Below are 21086 nucleotides of genomic sequence, written 5' to 3' on the forward strand. Positions count from 1 at the left end.
GCGAATTAACAACCTGATTTTCAGTTTAATTACAGCTTTTCAATCTAAAAAAATTGTCTGTTTTCATTTTGTCTTAAAACGGCACCAAATGTGCAATCAAATTTACAAAACAGCCATGAGTGAATTGATGTTGAAACCTTTCACTTTAGGTCATTTTGATTAATTATCCACTGCATAAATTACAACAAGCAATCCAGTGCTTAATGCAGGAGAATGACAATGAGTGAAGTAAATAATCCTCTTGGACTTGTAGGTATCGAATTTACTGAATACGCAACCCCAGACGCAGATTACATGGACAAAATCTTTGCTGATTTTGGTTTCTCTAAACTTAAAAAGTTTAAAGGTAAAGACATCGTTCATTACAACCAGAACGAGATCCATTTCTTACTAAACAACGAGCGTGACGGTTTCTCTGCTGAGTTTGCTAAGTCACATGGTCCAGCAATTTGTTCTATGGGCTGGCGCGTAGAAGACGCACAAAAAGCGTTTGACATTGCTGTAGAGCGTGGTGCAAAACCAGCGACTGATTCTGCAAACAAAGACCTACCATACCCTGCTATTTACGGTATTGGTGACAGCCTTATTTACTTCATCGATGTATTCGGTGATAAAGGCTCTATCTTTGAAAATGATTTTGAAGACCTAGAAGAGCAAAACATTGTTGAAGACAAAGGTTTCATTCGCATTGACCACCTAACTAACAATGTTTACAAAGGCACAATGGAAACATGGGCAAACTTCTATAAAGGCGTATTTGGCTTTGAAGAAGTGCGTTACTTCGACATCAAAGGTCAAAAGACTGCGCTACTTTCTTACGCACTTAAGTCACCTTGTGGTACTTTCTCGATTCCAATCAATGAAGGTAAAGATGACAACAACAACCAGATCGATGAGTACCTAGACGAGTACAATGGTCCGGGCGTACAGCACCTTGCATTCTTAACGAACGACCTTGTTGGCTCTCTAGATAAGCTAGACAAAACAAACATCGCGACTTTAGATATTGTTGATCACTACTACGATACAATTTTCGACCGTGTACCTTGGGTTGCTGAAGATAAGCAGAAGATCAAAGAGCACCAGATCCTAGTAGATAGCCAAAGCGAAAACTGCTACCTACTTCAAATCTTCACCAAGAACCTGTTCGGTCCTATCTTCATTGAGATGATCCAACGTGTTGATGACGGTGGCTTTGGTGAAGGTAACTTCCAAGCTCTATTTGAGTCAATTGAACGTGACCAAGAGCGTCGTGGTGTGATTTAATCACTTACCAGTTAAGACAAAATAAAAAGCAGCTTTTCTAAGCTGCTTTTGCTATTTAAACTTGGCCATATTCTGGCGAAAGCACAAATAAAAATGCATAGTCATATGCAGCTTGTAGAAAAAAGGAAAGACCATGTCTTTTATCAATGAAACACACGATATTAATTTAAAAAGCTGGGTTGCAAGTGCAAACCAGGCTGGTAACGATTTCCCAATTCAAAACTTACCGTTTGCGTCATTTCGTCGCAAAGGCAGCAATGAAGAATTCCGTGGCGGCGTAGCAATTGGTGATCAAGTACTAGATCTAGCAGTCGTTGCTGCTGCAAACATCTTTGACGGTGCAGCGCAAGAGGCGGTTGAAGCGGCAAATGCACAAGCACTAAACGAATTCATGGGTCTAGGTAAAGCACATTGGTCAGGCTTACGTTTAGCACTTTCTCGTGCATTACGTGAAGGCTCTGAGCACCAAGGTGCCCTTGAGAACGCACTTGTGGCACAAGATGACGTTGAATATGCACTTCCGTGTCACATCGGTGATTACACTGATTTTTACACATCAATCTATCACGCAACTGCAGTAGGTAGCTTGTTCCGCCCTGATAATCCACTTCTGCCTAACTACAAGTGGGTACCAATCGGCTACCATGGCCGTGCTTCATCAATTGATGTATCAGGTCAGACTTTCCCGCGCCCTAAAGGTCAAACTAAGGCACCAGATGCTGAAGCACCATCATTTGGCCCTTGTAAGCGTCTAGACTACGAGTTAGAACTAGGTATTTACCTTGGTAAAGGCAATGAGCTAGGTGATGCGATTGCAATTGAAGATGCAGAAGACCACGTATTCGGTTTCTGTCTATTTAATGACTGGTCAGCACGTGACCTACAAGCATGGGAATACCAACCTTTAGGTCCATTCCTTGCGAAGAACTTTGCATCAACAGTCTCACCATGGATTGTGACAACGGAAGCGTTAGCTCCATACCGCACTGCGTGGCACCGTGACGAAAACGACCCACAACCAATGAGCTACCTGGAGTCTGCACAGAACCGTGAAACTGGTTCATTTGATATTCAAATGGACGTACTTATCGAAACAGATAAAATGCGCAGCGAAAATGCAGCGCCAAGCAAAGTTTCTGAGTCAAGCTTCAAGCACAGCTATTGGACAGTTGCACAAATGGTTACACACCACACAGTCAACGGGTGTAACTTCTTACCAGGTGATATGTTAGGTTCAGGCACACAGTCAGGCCCAGAACATGAAGAAGCAGGTTCATTACTTGAGCTGTCTCGCGGCGGTAAAGAATCGATTACTTTAAGCAATGGCGAAGAGCGTAAATTCCTTGAAGACGGTGACAAGGTCATTATGCGCGGCTGGTGTGAAGCTGACGGCTTCAACCGCATCGGCTTCGGCTCAGTAGAAGGCACTGTGCTTCCTGCAAAATAATTGAATAAAATAATTTCATTCAAATCAAAGGCGTGCATAAACACGCCTTTTTTTTATGATTTTATACTGGCTTTTTGTATAAAAATTGTTAGAGTTAGGCGTTATCTAAATTTTTAAGTGTTATGTTAAGCGTTATCAAAAGCCTAGTTTTAAAGCTATTTCAACCCAAACAAGTCATGCTACGTCAAAATGGCGAAGTAAGCTTATTGGCTATACCAGCTTGGGTGCAAATCACGATTATAGTATGCCTAATCACAACTTTGGCATGGCTTGGCTTTACAACCTCACAATATTTCACACAAAAAACACATTTACTTGCACTGTCAGATGAAGTTTCAAGCAAAGAAGCTGCTTTTCTTAGTAAGCAAGCCGCACTTGAAGCGCAACTTGCCCAACAACAAACACGCATAGCACAGCTCGATGCACAGCATGCAGTACTAAACGAGCTTATGGCTTCGCTCCCCAATACGCTGACTGAAGGTGAGGTGAGTGACACAGCCCCTCTCCCATCAGAACCTAATGAAAATCGCGAAGTGAATACCGAGTCATTAGAGCTACACGAAGAACATACTGAGTCATTTCATCATCATGCCACTGAATTAAACAACGCACAAAGCCAGCTGCTTAACCAATTGCACAATTTGATCGCACGCAGAAATCGAGTTTTACTCGCGGGTATGCAAGAAGCTGGCATCAAAGCAAACACCTCAAATGAAGCGCAAGGTGGTCCTTATCACCAGGTTCAAAGTGATAAACTGCCTCAATCATACCTCAACGCAATTGACAGCTCTGTGCAACTAAACCAACTGGAACGCTTAGTCCAAAAGCTGCCAGCAAGCATGCCAGTTAAAGAAGACAAATATTATATTTCTAGTGCATTTGGCTATCGAAAAGATCCAATTAACGGTCGCCGCGCCTACCACAAAGGCGTCGATTTAGCTGGGTGGCACAAAACAGAAATCATCGCACCTGCAGATGGCAAAGTTATCAGAGCCGGAAAATATGGCGGCTATGGCAAATTTATTGAAATTCAACATGTCAACGGGATCACGACACGTTACGGGCATTTACACACAATTAAAGTAAAAAAAGGCCAAAAAGTTAAGCAATCAGACGTAATTGCATTAATGGGCAGCACAGGAAGAAGTACCAGTACACACTTGCACTACGAAGTATTACAGGATAAAAAGCATATTAACCCTGTTAAACTTGCAAGAGTACTCGAACGTGTTCAATAAATTAAAAAATAATAAATCCTCAGCGCTCTACGTCGCCATGATCTCCCCAAACACCAAAGTCATTGGTGACATTCACTGCGAAGGTGAAATTCAAATTGATGGCATTGTTTCTGGTAATCTCGACGTCGAGCACTTAGTAATTGGTGAGCAAGGGACCATTGAGGGTAATATTAAAGCCACACAAGTTCATGTGAAAGGCACTGTCAACGGTTGTATCACTGCACAGCAAGTCCGTTTAGAGCCTTCAGCTAAAGTACACGGCGATATCATCCATGATACCTTGAGTATCGAGGCTGGGGCACATATTGAAGGTCAGCTCACACACAAAACAGACCTTTCAAATGTCACCCCAATTGAAAAGCAAGAGCAGGCCTAGTTTCTCGCAGTTATATACATTGTTACATCGGCGTGAAACACTTTCACGCCCTCAGCATTAAACACTTCAACTGGAACGATTAAATCTTCTTTATCTTGCCACTGATGTGGCAATGGGATCACCGCTTCAGCTTTAAGGTCACTATCCGCTTTTTTTAAGTATTGTACTGTCATCCCCTTGGGGATCCACCTATGAGTATTCACAGGAACTGTTGCGTCAGTCACGACTCCAGCACATAGCTCTGCCAAATTACACTGGGCAATGGCATGCACTGTACCAATATGATTATGCACCGCACGACGATTAGGCATTTGCGCGCAAATTCTACCGCTACTTAAATGCGTGATTTTAGGTTTAATGGTCGAAAAGTATGGCGCTCTCTTACATACCGCTTTACTAAATAACCAATTTCCAAATGGTAGCCAACGAAATTTTTTATAAGTATTTAACAATGAACCTGCCATAAACTATCCTGCCTTTTTGCTTAAACCTAACACATCAGACCAGTTAACTCTAGTGTTATCAGTATATAAAAATATCCATATAAGCTATTCAAGAAGTAAGTACCTTTTAGAAAAAAAGCACAATAAAAAACCTGAGCCAATAAAAGGTAAAGCACTGTTTTAATGATTATTATTCATTCAAAATTCTTATTAAACCCTTTCGATTAATAAAATATTATTGTATTACGGCGATTTGTCCTGTCTTTTTTTTTTGCGCGCAATACAATAGCGTCGAAAAGGAGACAGCATGCAACACCACACCAGTAAATCACTTATTTTCATCCTCGCCCTATTAGTCATATTTTGCCCGCTCGGTATTGATTTATATTTGCCCGCTTTTGTCGACATGCAAAATGCACTAGCAGTAAGCGAAGCTCAAATTCAACAAACTGTCAGTGTTTATATGCTTGCTGTGGGACTCGGGCAATTAATTGCTGGGCCATTGGCAGATAAGTATGGGCGTAAACCGATAGCCCTCTCTGGTGTAAGCCTATTTATGATTGGCGCAGCGTTGGCCACAGTTGTGGATACATGGGAGTCAGTGATGTTTGCTCGAGTACTTCAAGGTCTTGGCGCATGTGCTACTTTTGTCAGTGCTTTTGCCGTTGTGCGAGATAGCTTTGGTAACAAAGGCAGTGGCCAAATGATCACATATTTAAATGGCATCGTCTGCTTTATTCCAGCATTAGCACCTATTTTAGGGGCATGGCTAACTGTGGAGCTTGGCTGGCGCAGTAATTTTGCGTTTTTATTTGTCTTTGCGGTATTTGGCCTTATTTTATTATTTTTCATTTTTAAAGAAACGAAACCTGAGGACTCCATTTACAAAGGCCACATCCTCGATCTTCGCCGTTTTGGCCCTATGCTCAGTAGCCCCAAGTTTATGTTTAACGCATCAATTACCATGGTGTGTATGTCGGCAATGCTCGTGTTTGTAGTCGGTGCACCGGGGTGGATAATGTCTCATTTAAATCTCCCTATGACGGACTTTACTTTCTGGTTCGCGCTTAATGCATTTATCAGCATCGTATCTAGTTTTGTAGCACCGCAATTTATTAAACGTCATAGTCGTCGCGCTTTGCAATTTGGACTCTCTTTATTTTGTAGTGCAGGTGCCATCATTCTCATACTGCCGCAAATAGCAGCCGCTTATTACATGCTGCCAATGTATGTAGCCTCAATAGGATTTGCTTTTACCATTGGTGCAGCGGCAGGCAATGCGTTAGCAGAGTTCCCTAAACAAGCTGGTACAGCTTCCGCATTAATTGGCCTTATGCAAATGAGCGGTGCCGGGCTATTAGCTGTATTGACTCAGCCGTTAGGACTGACTGCACCATTGCAATTAGCACTGCACCTGTGCATGGGATTGCCTTTTTTAATGTTGTTGTTCTCAAAACATCGCCAAGCGTTACACAGTGCAAATTAACGTGACACTTTTTGCTAACTAGTCGTAAAACTGTCACATCAACTCGGCATACTGTGTCTAATAGCTGCACAGGCTGTTGTTGAGAAGGCATAAGACTTCTTTTTTAGCATTTATTTATATTGAATCAAAATCCCCCAACCTTGTTATGCGGGTTCATACGACCCGCATAGTTTTAAAAATACCGCAATAAAGCATTTTCAACTTGTTCCCGAGTGATTAAACTAGCATCTAACTGTATTACATTTACTCTATTATGCTAAATCCTGAATTTTTGATTTCATTCTTGTTTGCGAGCTTCATTATTGCTATCGCACCCGGGCCCTCCAATGCATTTTTAATGGCGCAAACCTTTACCCATGGTAAAACCGCGGGGATGCAAAGTGCACTTGGCTTTGCTCTCGGTGGCGTGGTACACACTATTTTTGCCGTCATTGGTTTATCAGCTATTTTGAAAGCGTCTGAAACGGCCTACACAGCAGTCCAGTACCTCGGTGCCGGATATCTTGCTTATCTCGGGATAATGACCTTTAAAGCAACCTTAACGAACATCAATGACGAACACTCTGAGGGGGATAATAGTACACCGAGCAAATCCAGTAAGAACGTGACTTTTCAGGCAATGATGACCGAAGTACTGAACCCTAAAGTTGCGCTGTTTTTCATCGCTTTTATCCCCCAATTTGTTGATACCAGTTTAGATACATCCACAACAGTTCAATTAGCACTATTTGGTCTACTCTACCCCATCTTGGCTTTTCCTGTTGATTGTGTATACGTCTATGGTGGAGATAAAATTGCAGGCTACTTTAGAAGTCATCCACAAGCGCCTATATGGATAGATAGAATATCTGCAGCCATTTTTATTGCATTGGCTGTTAATCTATTGCTGTAAGGAAACTTATGAAATACACACAAGCTAAAATTCCTGCGACCAAGCGCATTGCTTTAGTTGCCCACGATGGCAAAAAATCAAGTATGGCTAATTGGTGCAAAAAGCACAGAGCCGTTTTAGTACAGCATATTTTGAGTGCGACCGGCACGACAGGCGCACTGATAGCTTCAAAGTCAGAGCTAGAAGTAACACAGTTAATGAGCGGGCCAATGGGTGGAGATCAGCAAATAGGCGCCAAAATTGCTGAGCAACAAATAGACATGTTGATATTTTTTTGGGACCCTTTGTCATCTCAGCCCCATGATCCAGATGTGAAAGCGCTATTGAGACTGGCTGCTGTTTGGAATATTCCAGTTGCGTGTAATGAAGCCAGCGCAGATATGCTGCTGACTTCAACTTTGATGAATACTGAGCTGCCAAGAACACAGCCCGATTATTCAGCATATATTTCTAATCGTATTCGTTAACGATAAATACGCTCAGCCCACTTTGTTAAGCCTGCGGTGACACTACCAAAGTTGTCACCATTCAACATTGGAATATCGCCCAACTTTGCTTGTAATGCACTTTTTAGCAACGGTGATTGTGCACTGCCCCCAGTCAAATAAATGGCATCAGGCTTAGTGCCTGCATCTAAAATCGCTTGCTCGGCAAGTGCCACCACCTGTTGTAAACTCGACTCAACAGACTCGGTTAATTGAGTAAGATTGAGGTTTTGCTCCAATTCATTTTCAATAAATGATAAATCAACTTGATGCACGCTATCATCGCTCAATGCAATTTTCGCTAGTTCAGCCTGCCTAACAAATTGATGTGTCATCTTGTTTTCCTGGATCACTTGCAAGCGCTTTAGCTTTTCAGGCTCACAGACATCACGTAGCATGGTATTGAGCTCACGGCCGAAGGCACTGCTGTAAAAATCACTCTGCAATTGAATGTCATTGATTTTGCATGCTTGCCAAAAAGCTTGCTTTGGTAAAGGCAAACCAGATTTAAATTGTCCACCTAAACCACACACAGGCATTAACTTATGAAACGCCAAAGCAATATCTAAATCGTTGCCACCAATCCGCTTTCCCGTATGAGCCAAGAAGTGAGCACTCCTATCTTCACAATCTCGATAACTTGGGCCCATTTGTACAAATGAGCAATCACTTGTACCACCGCCAATATCAACTACGAGCACTTTTTTATCCTGTTGCAGATCTGATTCGAAATCAATACCTGCTGCCAGGGGTTCATAGAGAAACTCCACATCAGTGAAACCCGCACGTTTCGCCGCTGTAGTTAAAATAGATATAGCTTGACGGTTACTATCCTCTCCACCGACCGCTTGGAAATTAACCGGACGACCAATCACCGTTTGCGTTAGTGCTGAACCTAAGTGCTTCTCGGCTCGTGTTTTCAGCGCCATGATCATGGCTGTGGCAATATCTTCAAAAAATGCGATTTGCTCAGGCTTTAGCCCTATTGCGCCAAAGAAGGACTTAGGCGATTTAACAAAATAGCCCTCTTCTGGCATAGAGATGTATTCTTCAATCGCTTCTTGACCAACAAAAACACCACTTTCTTGTGGCATCAAGTCTAAGTCGCTACGAGCAAACTGTGCGCTTTTCAATATGCCACTTCTCTGTGCTCTGTACTGGGACTGGGCACTCTCCTGAATGCCTTTTGCAACATAGTCAGAAATAAGCGAGTTATGTAGTGCATATAGCGTAGAAGGAAGGTAATACTTAGAGTTTTCCAAAGGGATCAACTCTACTGCGCCTGCACGCATTACACCCATTGCACAATTTGAGCTACCATAATCAAACCCAACGACCATTCTTACCTCGCATCCGCTCGCAAAAAAGGACGAAATTTACCATAGCTCAGATCGATTTTAAAGGATATCCCTCCTTACAAAGCGTCACGCATTCGCAAAAAACTCGCGAATCTCGGTTTGCCGTATTTGGTAAACCCTTGGTATTGAAATGTAATTGTACTTCCGATGGCTGGCGGGGAGACACGCTGCTCGTCTGTAAATCCCGTTCCGATGTTAAATATGACCCCTTCCATCGTTTTTACCCTAATTGCCCCCATCATTCCTTGATACTTACCTCTTCCTGGCAAATGAGCGATAACAACCGCTTCAGCATCAAACTTAGGCTTGTATTTAAGTACTTGAGCGGTTCTGCCAGCCTGATGGGTAGCAGCCTTTTCATGTAGCATTACCCCCTCACCACCACGCAACAATACTTGAGTATAAAATTCATCTAACTGAGCTTTATTAGTAAAATGGTGCTGAGGAATTGGCTTCACATGGATACTGTGTAAGCCATTCACGATACCTTGATATTTCTCAAAGCGTTGCTCAAACGTCAGCAGTGGATCTGGGGCATCAAAAATGAGGTAATGAACCTGCTGCCAATTCTCATGATCAGGGACTTTTCTGCGCACCAAACTACTAACAAACGCAAAGTTGTTATACCCAGCCCATAATTCGCCATCCAACCACCGGTTAGGTAATACAGCCGTAAACCATTTTGGCGCATGAATAATATGCCCGGTTCGGGTTTTAAGCAACTTGCCATCCCAAACTGCACGTACGCCATCATACTTTTCACTTACCAAATAATCGCTGACGGGTTTTTGTTGCGTATACACTTTTGCGAGTTGAACATCAGGTGCAATATTAGAAAAAGAAGTGGGACTGGCGCAAATAATGGCGGCTGTACACAGCCAAAAAAAGACGTGTTTCATGCTACTTTCCTTTGCAGATAAAAACAGACAATAAAGACCATCACAGCTAAAACACCTTGTTAGCGTTTCAATGGCTCTTTTTAAAATAGCACCTTTATCGGACTTGTACAGTTTAACTTGGCTTTACGATTTGCTGCCACATCGCTTCCAAGCTATCACTTCGCCACGCAGCTTTGGTAAAATCTTGGCCTGCTGAGTGTAGGTGAGAGATCACCACCGTTTTCACTCCTGCAGCAGTAGCAGATGCTAGCCCTGTTTGTGAATCTTCTACGGCAATCGCTTCTTGTGCGCTAATATTGAGTTTAGCCATGGCCAAACAGTAAGGTTCTGGGTGTGGTTTAGGGTTGGTTACATCATCTTTGCAAACAATATAATCAAAAAACTCGCGCAGTTGATAATGTGTTAATACGGGAAACGCTTCTGCTCGTGTACTGCCAGTAACCAAAGCCAATTTATAATGTTGTGCACAAAGAGAGAGCACGTCCATAGCATGTGGCATCAGTTTAGGCTTCTCAGTAGCAGCAGTTTCTACAAACTGTGTATTTTTTAACGTTGCTAACTCATCCCCCGAATAAGGAAGGTTGTAACGTTGCTGCAAAATATGGCCGGTTTTAACAGTAGGCACACCAGAGAATTCATCGCAAAACTCAGATTCACTAATGAAAATATTAAATGGTGAAAGTACTTTGCACCAACTGGTGTAATGGAGTGTCTCTGAGTCTACTAAGGTACCATCAAAATCGAATAATATTGCCTGTAAACCCATAAACACTCCTTATCATTTTTTTATTTAGCCTTTCAAAGCTGCAGGTGGCTCAGCGTACGCCTCTTCGCCCGTCTCCACTTCAACTAACTCGTAACCACGTTGCTTGCGAACAACTTTTAATACTGGCTTTTCAAACGCTGATTTAAGTCTATCAGAATCAGCTTGTAACTCTTCAATCGTGTGACCAAAAGGAGCTGCACCTGTCTCTGACCAGTTAGTCACTTTACCATTGATATTGTATTCAACTTCATGAATTTGGTATAGCGGTGATTCACTATCTTTACCCTCACAAAAAATCACGCGATAGTTCCAAAACCCAGACATGTATAACTCCTCTTACTTAAACTACGATGCGACTGTATCAGCTAATTCCGACAGTTGCATTAAAGAAATAAAAAACCCGTGTTATTTATCCAATAACACGGGTTTAAGATTAACTAATTCATTTCAGTTACAAATTAAAAGAAACGAACCTTGAACTCAGCACCAATAAAGCGCTCTTCATTTAACATACCAGTGTTGTTATTGAAATCTACACCACCGATAACAGCTTGCTCATCAAACAAGTTACGTACGAATACAGATGTTTCGTATTCGTTGTCACCAGACGCCCATGCATAACCCGCTCTCACGCCTGTTTCAAATAAGGCTTTGCCTTCAAACTCAACTGACTCATACAAGAAGAAGTTAATTTTGCTACGGTAAGAAGTATCAGCGTATACGAAGAAGTCACCGCCTTCTAACTCTTTAGTGTAGCGAAGCGTTGCGTTTGCAATCCACTCAGGTGCATGTGGAAGGCTATTACCATCCAAAATTGCTCGTGCTTCAGGTCCATTAGGGCCTTCAACCATATAAGTAGGGTCTGTCACTGTACATTGATTACATACCGCAACTGCTAAGTTTGCATCATCGAGTTCAGTGTTGTTATAGCTCAAATTAAACGTCGCGTTTAATTCATCTGTAAGTACCCACTCAGTATCCAACTCAAAACCATAACCGGTTGTTTTGTCCGCATTGATTAGGCGGTTAAAGTTAGAACCACCACCTACAGCCGTCAGCTGCTGATCATCCATTTGGTAATAGAACACAGTCGCATTCACACGACCTTGACCATCAAGTACATCTGATTTAACACCGAACTCAATTGAGTTTGTAGTTTCAGACTCAGCGACAGTTACTTCATCACCAAATACAATACGACCTTGAACACTTGGTGCACGGAAACCATTTGCTAAGCGACCGAATAAGTTAATATCGTCAGTCAGCTTGTATGTTGCACTTAAATCCCAGCTCACATGACTGTCACTAGGGTTTGCGCTGCCTTCTAGGAAGTCAGGAGAACCATTCCAAGGTGTTGGGTTATCTGTTCTTTTCGCATAAAACTCTTTTTCATCATCTGAGTAGCGAAGACCAAGAGTCACATCTAACTTTTCAGACAGTGTGTAATCAAAAGAGCCAAATACAGCCCATGCTGAAGTGTCTTGATTCTGGATAGCATAGCCATTTTGTAAGCCATATTGGCCCGCTGCTGTATCAAATACACCAGTGTCAAAGCTGAAGCTTTCGATGGTCATTTCTTCTTCAAATAAGAACACACCTACTTGGTAATTAAAATCACCTGAGTAGTTACTTGAAAGACGTAATTCTTGTGTATATTGGTCATGGTCTGGAAGCGCATCTGCTGTTTCAGATGAGAAAGGGATTTTACCCGGTCCCATAGTCGGTGCAAATTCATTGCCATATGCACCATCAATGTCCGCACGCGAGTATATCTCAGCGCTTTCCCAAGCGGTAATTGACGTTACAGTGTGCTCTGCAAGATCCCACTCAAGTTTTAAGCTTAAGCCCTGAGTTTCAACTTCTTGTGTAGCGCGAGACGCTGCATCATGATAAACAACATCATTATCATAAATAGGGTTGATGTTATTCGAACCTTTCTCGATTAGATTTGCACGGAAAGGAATTGGACGACCGTCAAGGTCACGAACGTGATAGTTTAATAAACCTGTAAAGTCATCACCTTCGTATAAAAATTGAATACGTGCTGCTTTTTCGCTGTAGCCACCTAGTGAATTATCTTTTGCAAATTCATTGGTAATGCCTTCAGGAGAGCGAACATCAATGTAGTCTGGCTTCTCTTGCCACAATACAGATACACGTGTAGAAATTTTGTCAGTTAGACCTGTACCTACAGCACCTTCAAAGTCAACAGATTCGCGGCTACCATACGCAACTGAAGCGTAGCCATCAAATTCTTGACTTGGTTTTACAGAATCAAATTTAACTAGACCAGCTGGCGTATTACGACCAAATAAAGTGCCCTGTGGACCGCGTAATACTTCGATACGCTCAATATCAAAAACAGGGAAACCTTTTAGGATAGGGTTTTCTTGAACGACTTCGTCAACCACTAGTGAAACTGGCTGAGATGCATTCAAATCGAAGTCTGTGTTACCAAGACCGCGAACATAAAAGCGCGGGAATGTACGTCCAAACGAAGATTCAACCGATAAACTCGGGATCTTAGCGTTCATAAAGCGGATATCCATACCAGCAGAACTATAGGCGTCTAAATTATCACCTTGTAATGCAGACACTGAAACTGGCACTTCTTGTGCATTTTCAACACGCTTACGCGCAGTAATTTGAATCACTTCCAGTTGATTGCTTTTCGCTTGCTCTTCTTCAGCGAGCGTAGTGAATGAAGTACCTGCCACAGCAGAGAACAACGTTGCATTGATTAAAGTTGCTAACGTAGATCTTTTCATTGCTTTCATGTTGGTTTTTGACCTTATTAATGCACTCTTTGAGTTCAACGGTATATTTGGGCGCCGTATCACATTGGCTATGGCGTTCAATTTTGCGCGTTGATGACAAACAACGCGGACCTCGCTCACGAGAGTGCAAAACGCTAAAACGAGGCTGAACGCAACGGGCGTAATTATAGCAGCATATTTTTAAAATGCTTCTAATAAACACATAAATTACACACATTTTTACAACGTTCGACGACGTTAGGTAAAACTTTACAACTTTTCGCTACAAAAAGCGGACATTTGTCCTTATAAATTCATCAATACTATGGTCTGGAAAATATTTTTTACCCAATTAATATACATAAGATCAATATTTCGTTGATAAAGCAAAATTTGCAAAAATTAGACTTTGCTAAAGAAAACGAAATAAATATAAGTTACACAAGTTCACATCGCCCAAAATGGTAACCGGTGTCATGAAAGCATATCTATACTATCGAACTGCTCAAGGAGATAAGAGGACATTAGACCTCATTAGGCAGATAACGACATAATGATAGAACACAATATTTAGAAAAAGTTCCACGAAAAGGATAAAAAAGCTTACAGCTTTTCAGTAGAGAGAAGCACATTTGCAAAGGAATAAGCATTCAGCTTTATATACGAGCTGGGCGGGTATTACATGCGAGGAGCTTGTAAACCTTTATAATTTGACTTGTGTGTTTTCGGGCAATATTCGATCACCGCAACACCCGCTGTAGGAAAAATAGGCATCTCACCGTGCACTAACTGATCAACCATATAACTAACAATTGGCATATGCGCTATGACTAACCAGGTATCTACTTCTTCGTGCATACTTATCAAAGTTTCTAAATAATCAATAGCAAAGGAAGCACTGCCACTCGGAATAATATCAGAACATGTTTCTTGATACGTAAATTCATTGCTTTGTTTCACTGCATCTGCTGTTTGCTGTGCACGCACATATGGACTGACTAAAATCGCACCAGGATTATGAACCCGAGATAACCATTCGCCCATATCAAACGCCTGTTTTTGCCCTCGCTCAGTTAATAAACGTGCAGCATCATCGGCTTGCATTGGACCTGCTTCACCATGACGCATAATCAGTATTGTTTTCATAGCTCTCCGAAAAGTATTGGTTTTTTATCTCTATTCAGTAGTAAACCTAGCTCTATGTCCGCTATATTAAAACAAATTACTTAGAACTGGTAAGCAGCTTACTACTTTTAAGACTGTCTCACTTATTATATCGGCGGCGTTAACTTGAAATTAAGCAACAATGATAATAAACAATATAAGCACATAACACTGGACAATGGTCTTAAAGTTTTACTTATATCTGACTCCAACAGTGAAAAATCTGCAGTCTCTTTGACAATCAACGTGGGTCACTTCGACGATCCTGTTGGACGTCAAGGTATGGCTCACTTTATTGAGCATATGCTGTTTTTAGGTACAGAGCAATACCCAATTAAAGGTGAGTTTTCTCAACTGGTCAATCAACATGGTGGCAACAGCAACGCATGGACGGGTACTGAGCATACCTGTTACTTTTTTGATTGCTTAGCAACTAAGCTTGACACTCTCGCTCCCCGTTTCGCCGATTTTTTTATTGCCCCAAGCTTCGAGCAAAGTGCACTACTTGATGAACGTAATGCAATAGATGCTGAATTTAACCTTAAAGTAAAGGATGATAACCGCCGTATCATTCAAGCACATAAAGAAACAGCAAACCCTGCGCATCCATTCACCAAATTTTCAGTTGGTAATCACGATACTTTGGGAGATAAACACGGTGACATTCGCAGCGAAGTCATTCAGTTTTTCAAACAACATTATCAGGCACAATGGATGACTCTTGTCATTGCAGGCCCACAAACAATCGTCGAATTTGAAGAACTTGCCCAAACACATTTCGACGCCATTCACGGTGACGTCAACCGGCCTAAGCCAAAGATTCAAGTCCCCTTTTATCGGCCGCAAGATCTTGGGTTAAAACTAAACATAAAGCCCAGAAAACATTTACAAAAGCTCATAGTAAGCTTTGCTATGCCAAATATAGATGAACTATATCGATACAAAAGTTTAAGCTTCCTCGCGCATCTATTGGGGTACGAAGGTGAAGGTTCTTTATATGCAATACTGAAAAAAAATGGCTGGATCAACGCCCTATCTGCAGGTGGCGGTGTAAATGGCAGTAACTTCAAAGACTTTAACGTGAGTTTTGCACTCACTGATTTAGGTATAGAGTTTTATGAAGATATTGTAGAAATGTTATTTGAATATATTAGTCTGATCAAAACAGAACACCACACTCTTCCAGCATTATACGCTGACAAAAAGCAATTAATGGAATTAGCTTTTGACAATCAGGAAGTTAATAAGCTCATTGACTGGGTCAGTAATGTTAGCGTAAACATGCACCACTATAGCAAAGACTATACGCTTTATGGTGACTATTGCATGGAGCACTTTAATCAGACTCTACATGCCGAGTTGATGGGCTATTTGATACCAAACAATATGCGTTTGGTACTTATTCACCCGACGGCAACAGATGAAACAGATGCAACAGATGCAACAGATGCAATAAACAGAATTGCACAGTGGTATAACACTCCATATCAAGTCGTAAAAATCAACCAACAGTGGTTAGATGCACTTGGGCGAATAACTGACCCACTACCAGAAATGCGACTACCTAATGTAAATCCCTACCTTAGCGAAGAAAATGCGCTATTCGACATCGAATCCACTGCGCAGTTCCCAACTCGATTGCAAGAGCGACCTGGTTTTGCTTTTTGGTTTAAACAAGATGCAACATTTAGGGTCACTAAAGGTCATTTTTATCTTGAAATAGACTCTGAGACATCTATTTCAAATCACACCACAATGGCTTTGACCAGATTATTCGCAGATTTATTCATGGATAGCGTCGCTGAACAGTTCTATTCAGCAGAGTTGGCAGGCCTCAGTTACCATCTAACATCACACCAAGGCGGGCTAACATTGCACACAGCTGGGCTCTCGTCCTGTCAATTAAAACTAATTTCTCAACTGATTGAAGCTTTACAGAAGCAACCTATCAGTGCAGCAAGATTTGCCGAATATAAAAAGCAACTCATACGGCATTGGCAAAACCATAATAAGAACAAGCCAGTAAGTGAGCTGTTTAGCATTTTAGGTGCTAGACTTATGCCTTGGAATCCCACCCCAAATGAGCTAGCTTCCGCGCTGCAAAATGTTTGCTTTAACGAATTTAATGCGTTTAGAGATGCATTTTTCACCTCTATTCATGCAAAGGCATTCTTACATGGTAATTGGCAGTCTAAGCATGCAATTGCAACTGAACAGCAGCTACTGTGTAACTTTGCGAAAAGTGAAATACTAGAAGATCTAAAAAAGCCACTCATGACAATTAAACAGCAGCATACTGAGCACTTTGATAATGAGCAGAGTGAACATGCTTTTGTACACTATATCCAAGCGCCTACTCTCGATGTACAAGATAAAATAAAGATAATGGCTTTCAACCAGTTGGTTAGTCAGCATTACTTTGAGAAACTGCGGACTGAACAACAACTAGGCTACCTTGTAGGTGCTGGCTACGCACCTTTTAATACTCGAGCCGGTATTGCTTTTTATATTCAGTCTCCCAATTACCACAGTGCAGACTTAATCAGGTACCACCAGCTATTTTTAAATGACTTCGTTTCGAATATCGATACTTTAGATGGGAAACATTGGCTAGATGTGAAAGCTAGCCTCAAGTCACAAATAGCAGAAAAAGATAAAAATTTGCGTCTTCGTTCACAACGCTTTTGGATAGCAATAGGCAACGATGATCATACCTTCTCGATGCAAGCTCAATTACTTGATGCACTCAATGAGCTTACATTTTCAGAATTGAAGAGTTTCATTTGCCAGGCCACTGCGAGAAACTTTCCAAGTATCACCCTAACCATCAATTAGCTTTTCCTTTACGTGGCTCATATAGCATGAGGAAAAGTTAACTTTATTTCCTTTCAATAATGCACAAAATAAACAGTCTTATCCGAGTCTTTCCATATTTCGTCAATTAAGCTTTGACTCGGGCCTGCTGTTTCGATTAGATTAACAGTGAATGTATTAATCTTGTACACTATGGTATATAAAAACAATATAAGAATTCTGTTGGCTCTTATTTATCTTTTTGCTTTGAGTACCCCTGTACACGCATCTGCACTTTTTGAGCCCCTATATCATGCACCTCTGCCTTTTTTGGTTGTGGCAGTGATTTGCGCCATTCCGTTTTTCATTATGCTGCTTCTAAATAGTAAATCCAAGCGTAAGCTAGAAAACCTTCAAATGTCTGAAAAATGGTTGAAAAGCACAGTTGAAGGCAGTGGTGACACACTGTGGGATTGGAACATTCAATCAGGTGATATCATTCGCATAAATGATAAGTACGCACTAAACGAGGAAAAAAGTAGTCACTTTATCCCTAATGCTAAAAGAATACACCCACAAGATATTCCACTTGTTGAGAAACAGCTCAAGTTGCATTTCGCAGAAAAAACAGCATTTTTCGAAGCTTCCTATCGGTTAAGAGATAACCTTAACCAATACCACTGGGTGCTGGATAAAGGCAAAGTAATCAGTAAAGACGACAACCTTAACCCGCTTCGAATGACCGGCACTGTGAGGGATATCAATCACTTAAAAAGTACCGAAGAACGTCTGAATTTATTTGCCAAATGTGTAGAGTCACTCACTGATGCCATTGCGATTTATGACCATAACTTCAAACTTGTCGATCTTAACCCAAGCTATTTAAGAGTCTTTGGTGGAAAAAGAGCGCAATATATCGACTCAGATTTTCAGCTTCCAGGTTATGACAATCGCTTTATCAGACAAATAAAATCTGCACTTAAAGAAACGGAACACTGGCAAGAAGAGCTGAAAATCTACGATCATAAAGGCAGCATGCTACCAATTGAGGTGACTATCGATGAGATTAAGAACAGCCATGGCCACGTGACCAATTATGTTGTCGTCTTTTCAGATTTAACGGAAAGAAAAAAAGCAGAATCGCAGCTACACAACCTATCAAATAGAGATAGGATCACAGGGCTACCTAATCGTAATTTATTTTTTACCAATTTAAAAAAGCTCTCTCAGCAAGGTACCCATCATGCCTTATTAGTATTCGACTTAGACAACTTCAAAAAGATAAACGACTCATTAGGACACCAGCTAGGTGATAGTTTGCTCTCAAAACTCTCTATGAGGCTGAATAAGTTATGTCGGCAACAAGATACTTTCTATCGTTTGGGTGGCGATGAGTTTGCACTCGTCATGTCTGGCACTAATGACATTCATACAATCACAAAAGTCGCAAAACAGTTTTTAGCAGCTATTGCGACGCCATTTAAAATGGCAAATCATGAATTGGTGATCACTTCATCAGTCGGTATTGTACTCTTTCCAGAAGATGGTAAAACACCTGAAATTCTTTTAAAAAATGCTGATACAGCTATGTATCATGCAAAGCAAAAAGGTAATCACTATTTATTTTTTAATGATTCTATGAATGAGCAAGCAGTCAAGCGTTTGCAAATAGAAAACCTGATGCGTTTTGGCCTAAAAGAAGATCATTTTATAGTTTACTATCAACCCAAGATGGATATAAGAACAGGAAAACTTGTTGGTATGGAAGCATTGGTCCGTTTTATTACGCCTAAAAAAGGCATTATAAGTCCAGGGGTCTTTATACCAATTGCAGAAGAGACCGGCCAGATCATTGAAATTGGTGAGGTGGTACTGGATAAAGCCTGTAAAGACGTCAAACGCTGGGTAGATAAAGGTCTTTTCAATGGTCGAGTAGCTGTCAACCTGTCTGCCAAGCAATTTAGTTTACCTGATTTAACTGCCCGCATTGATATTATCTTGCAAAAAAATCAACTTCCTTCATATTTTCTTGAGCTTGAAATTACAGAAGGAACAGTTATGGACGATCCTCAAGAGGCAATTTCAATTATGAGGTCGCTTAGCTCTCGTGGTATTCACCTAGCAATGGATGATTTTGGTACTGGATACTCCTCATTAGCCTATTTAAAGCAATTTCCGCTTAATACGCTAAAAGTTGACAAGGCTTTTATCGATGATATGGGCAGTGAGCGGGGCCGCAATATGGTGGATTCAATCGTCACTATTGCACATAACTTAGATTTACATGTCGTTGCTGAAGGTGTTGAGGAAGAAGAGCAACTGACTTTATTAAAACAGTTAGAGTGTCAAACAATACAAGGTTACTACTACTCCAAACCACTTTCTAGTGACGAGTTTGAACGCTTCTTGCAAGCAGAAAATGAAGTAAAACCCAGCCTACAACTTGTTAATTAACTGCTCAATCATCTAAATTCTATTATTTCAACCTATCAATAGCTTTCAGCGTGCCAAATTATGCCTGTAGAGGTAATGTCACAAACTCAGTATGAAAATAGTACAAAACCATCATTTTACGGATAAAAACCAATCAAAAACATAAAATTGTTGCAAAATATTGCATTATTTAATTTAATACCAGCCTTGAAGAAACAAGTTACTGCAAAATACTTAGTGCTAAAACAGGGACAACATGGTCCATGAAATGAAAAACTCTATAATAAACAACTTATTATTAGAGTTTAGTCATTAATTACCGCTTTATTGCATCATAAAAAAGTGTAACCAGATACAATTTAGCTGCAAATTGCGACAAGGGCAGTGACATGCATACACTGTTTCGCCATGTAAAACCAAGTTTGGTAAATCGTAATAGTGTATTTACGAATACTAGACTAAAGTTAGTAATAAGTAGTTCAGGTAGTACTTGTTAGATCAGTCGGTCATGGTGTAGTTTGCAGCTACCCCAAAAGTAGCGCATTTAATGCCTACTTGAGATAGTTTAATGATGAGAAAAGTCTATTAGACATATTTTTCGAACTTATCTTTTCTAATTTAATAAATTTCAATGGATTGTAAATTTGATTTATGTAATTAGATGGATAGTATCGGACCTGTATTTGTCAACTATGTTTGTTATTTCATGACATTTTACATAAGAAGCCTTACTCATTACAGAATTCTCTCAATAGCTGCTAAAATTAGCCCCATGTTGTTTTAATTAATATAGTTTTTCAAGGACACGGGCTATGGATCAGAAGAGTGTACATAATTATTTACAGGCAAAGCCTGGGACCTTTATTACCAAGCCATTTGCACAAGAAGTAGATGTGTATAAAGTGCAACACAAAATGTTTGCAACACTTTATGAAGGTAAAGAAGGCCAAACAAACGAAAATGGTGAGCCAGTTTGGTGGCTAAACTTAAAGTGCGATCCAGATGAAGCATTGTTACTGCGTGACAAGTATTCGTCGATTGTGCCTGGGTACCATATGAACAAACGTCTTTGGAACACCATCGTGCTTGATGGCAGCATTCCAGAAGATGAGTTAAAAAAGTTGATTGATGACTCTTATAATATTGTTGTAGACAACCTGCCTACGGCACAGCGTGAAGAGTTGAACCGTATCACCGCTGGTGATAATTAATTGGCCTCCCTCGCACTCTGTGCGAGGGCCATTTAACTGATATCAGCCCCCCTTAAAACATGTCTTTTTTGTG

The 21086-nt window shown here is 40.9% G+C and carries 17 protein-coding genes; 10 read left to right on the forward strand and 7 right to left on the reverse strand.

All coding sequences use genetic code 11. From position 1 onward, the window contains the following. The first annotated feature begins 219 nt into the window (after positions 1 to 219). The 4 genes from hppD to L1077_RS12160 all read left to right on the forward strand — a co-directional run bounded on the left by hppD (position 220) and on the right by L1077_RS12160 (position 4327). Positions 220 to 1266, forward strand: a complete 1047-nt coding sequence (gene hppD, locus L1077_RS12145) for a 4-hydroxyphenylpyruvate dioxygenase (protein ID WP_063367536.1) — start codon at positions 220 to 222, stop codon at positions 1264 to 1266. Positions 1267 to 1399: 133 nt separating this feature from the next. Beyond that, positions 1400 to 2713, forward strand: coding sequence for a fumarylacetoacetase (gene fahA / locus L1077_RS12150; RefSeq protein WP_237137086.1), 1314 nt, complete (start codon positions 1400 to 1402; stop codon positions 2711 to 2713). 122 nt (positions 2714 to 2835) lie between these two features. Next, a complete protein-coding gene (locus L1077_RS12155) occupies positions 2836 to 3951 on the forward strand; it encodes a M23 family metallopeptidase (RefSeq protein WP_237137087.1) in 1116 nt (371 codons plus the stop codon). Continuing rightward, positions 3941 to 4327 (forward strand): bactofilin family protein, encoded by a 387-nt coding sequence (locus L1077_RS12160; protein ID WP_063361778.1) that lies wholly within the window; start codon positions 3941 to 3943, stop codon positions 4325 to 4327. The genes L1077_RS12155 and L1077_RS12160 overlap by 11 nt, the downstream gene beginning before the upstream one ends. On the opposite strand, the gene L1077_RS12165 is transcribed toward L1077_RS12160, so the two are convergent. Beyond that, entirely contained in the window at positions 4324 to 4791 is a 468-nt protein-coding gene (locus L1077_RS12165) for a hotdog fold domain-containing protein (protein WP_237137088.1), read from the reverse strand. The two genes, L1077_RS12160 and L1077_RS12165, sit on opposite strands and share 4 nt — an antisense overlap. Positions 4792 to 5077: 286 nt before the next feature. Here L1077_RS12165 and L1077_RS12170 point away from each other — a divergent pair, with 286 nt between their 5' ends. The 3 genes from L1077_RS12170 to L1077_RS12180 all read left to right on the forward strand — a co-directional run bounded on the left by L1077_RS12170 (position 5078) and on the right by L1077_RS12180 (position 7615). Continuing rightward, positions 5078 to 6256: a multidrug effflux MFS transporter gene (locus L1077_RS12170; protein WP_237137089.1), complete on the forward strand. Its 1179-nt coding sequence runs from the start codon at positions 5078 to 5080 to the stop codon at positions 6254 to 6256. Between the two features lie 253 nt (positions 6257 to 6509). Further along, positions 6510 to 7148 carry a LysE family translocator gene (locus L1077_RS12175; protein ID WP_237137090.1) on the forward strand — a complete coding sequence of 213 codons (639 nt, stop codon included), beginning with the start codon at positions 6510 to 6512 and terminating at the stop codon, positions 7146 to 7148. Positions 7149 to 7156: 8 nt separating this feature from the next. Next, complete coding sequence (locus L1077_RS12180; protein WP_237137091.1) at positions 7157 to 7615, forward strand: methylglyoxal synthase; 459 nt, start codon at positions 7157 to 7159, stop codon at positions 7613 to 7615. Here the strand turns inward: L1077_RS12180 and yegD are convergent. From yegD to sixA, 6 genes are all read right to left on the reverse strand, one after another. Then, a complete protein-coding gene (gene yegD, locus L1077_RS12185; RefSeq protein WP_237137092.1) occupies positions 7612 to 8973 on the reverse strand; it encodes a molecular chaperone in 1362 nt (453 codons plus the stop codon). The genes L1077_RS12180 and yegD overlap by 4 nt on opposite strands. Before the next feature lie 74 nt (positions 8974 to 9047). Then, complete coding sequence (locus L1077_RS12190) at positions 9048 to 9890, reverse strand: DNA ligase (RefSeq protein ID WP_237137093.1); 843 nt, start codon at positions 9888 to 9890, stop codon at positions 9048 to 9050. A gap of 112 nt (positions 9891 to 10002) precedes the next feature. Further along, the gene (locus L1077_RS12195; RefSeq protein WP_237137094.1) at positions 10003 to 10656 is read right to left on the reverse strand and encodes an HAD family hydrolase; all 654 of its coding nucleotides are present in this window, start codon (positions 10654 to 10656) and stop codon (positions 10003 to 10005) included. 24 nt (positions 10657 to 10680) lie between these two features. Continuing rightward, positions 10681 to 10980 carry a hypothetical protein gene (locus L1077_RS12200; RefSeq protein WP_063361786.1) on the reverse strand — a complete coding sequence of 100 codons (300 nt, stop codon included), beginning with the start codon at positions 10978 to 10980 and terminating at the stop codon, positions 10681 to 10683. A gap of 134 nt (positions 10981 to 11114) precedes the next feature. Then, entirely contained in the window at positions 11115 to 13433 is a 2319-nt protein-coding gene (locus tag L1077_RS12205; RefSeq protein ID WP_237137095.1) for a TonB-dependent receptor, read from the reverse strand. Between the two features lie 657 nt (positions 13434 to 14090). Next, complete coding sequence (gene sixA / locus L1077_RS12210; protein WP_237137096.1) at positions 14091 to 14558, reverse strand: phosphohistidine phosphatase SixA; 468 nt, start codon at positions 14556 to 14558, stop codon at positions 14091 to 14093. 144 nt (positions 14559 to 14702) lie between these two features. Here sixA and L1077_RS12215 point away from each other — a divergent pair, with 144 nt between their 5' ends. The 3 genes from L1077_RS12215 (at position 14703) to L1077_RS12225 (ending at position 21013) form a co-directional block, all read left to right on the forward strand. Continuing rightward, positions 14703 to 17411, forward strand: coding sequence for an insulinase family protein (locus L1077_RS12215; RefSeq protein WP_237137097.1), 2709 nt, complete (start codon positions 14703 to 14705; stop codon positions 17409 to 17411). A gap of 327 nt (positions 17412 to 17738) precedes the next feature. Next, a complete protein-coding gene (locus L1077_RS12220; RefSeq protein ID WP_237137196.1) occupies positions 17739 to 19823 on the forward strand; it encodes a bifunctional diguanylate cyclase/phosphodiesterase in 2085 nt (694 codons plus the stop codon). A gap of 791 nt (positions 19824 to 20614) precedes the next feature. After that, on the forward strand, positions 20615 to 21013 hold the full coding sequence (locus tag L1077_RS12225) for an MmcQ/YjbR family DNA-binding protein (protein ID WP_237137098.1): 399 nt from the start codon (positions 20615 to 20617) through the stop codon (positions 21011 to 21013). Positions 21014 to 21086 lie beyond the last annotated feature (73 nt).

The sequence above is a fragment of the Pseudoalteromonas luteoviolacea genome, assembly GCF_021654285.1.
Lineage (GTDB): Bacteria > Pseudomonadota > Gammaproteobacteria > Enterobacterales > Alteromonadaceae > Pseudoalteromonas > Pseudoalteromonas luteoviolacea_J.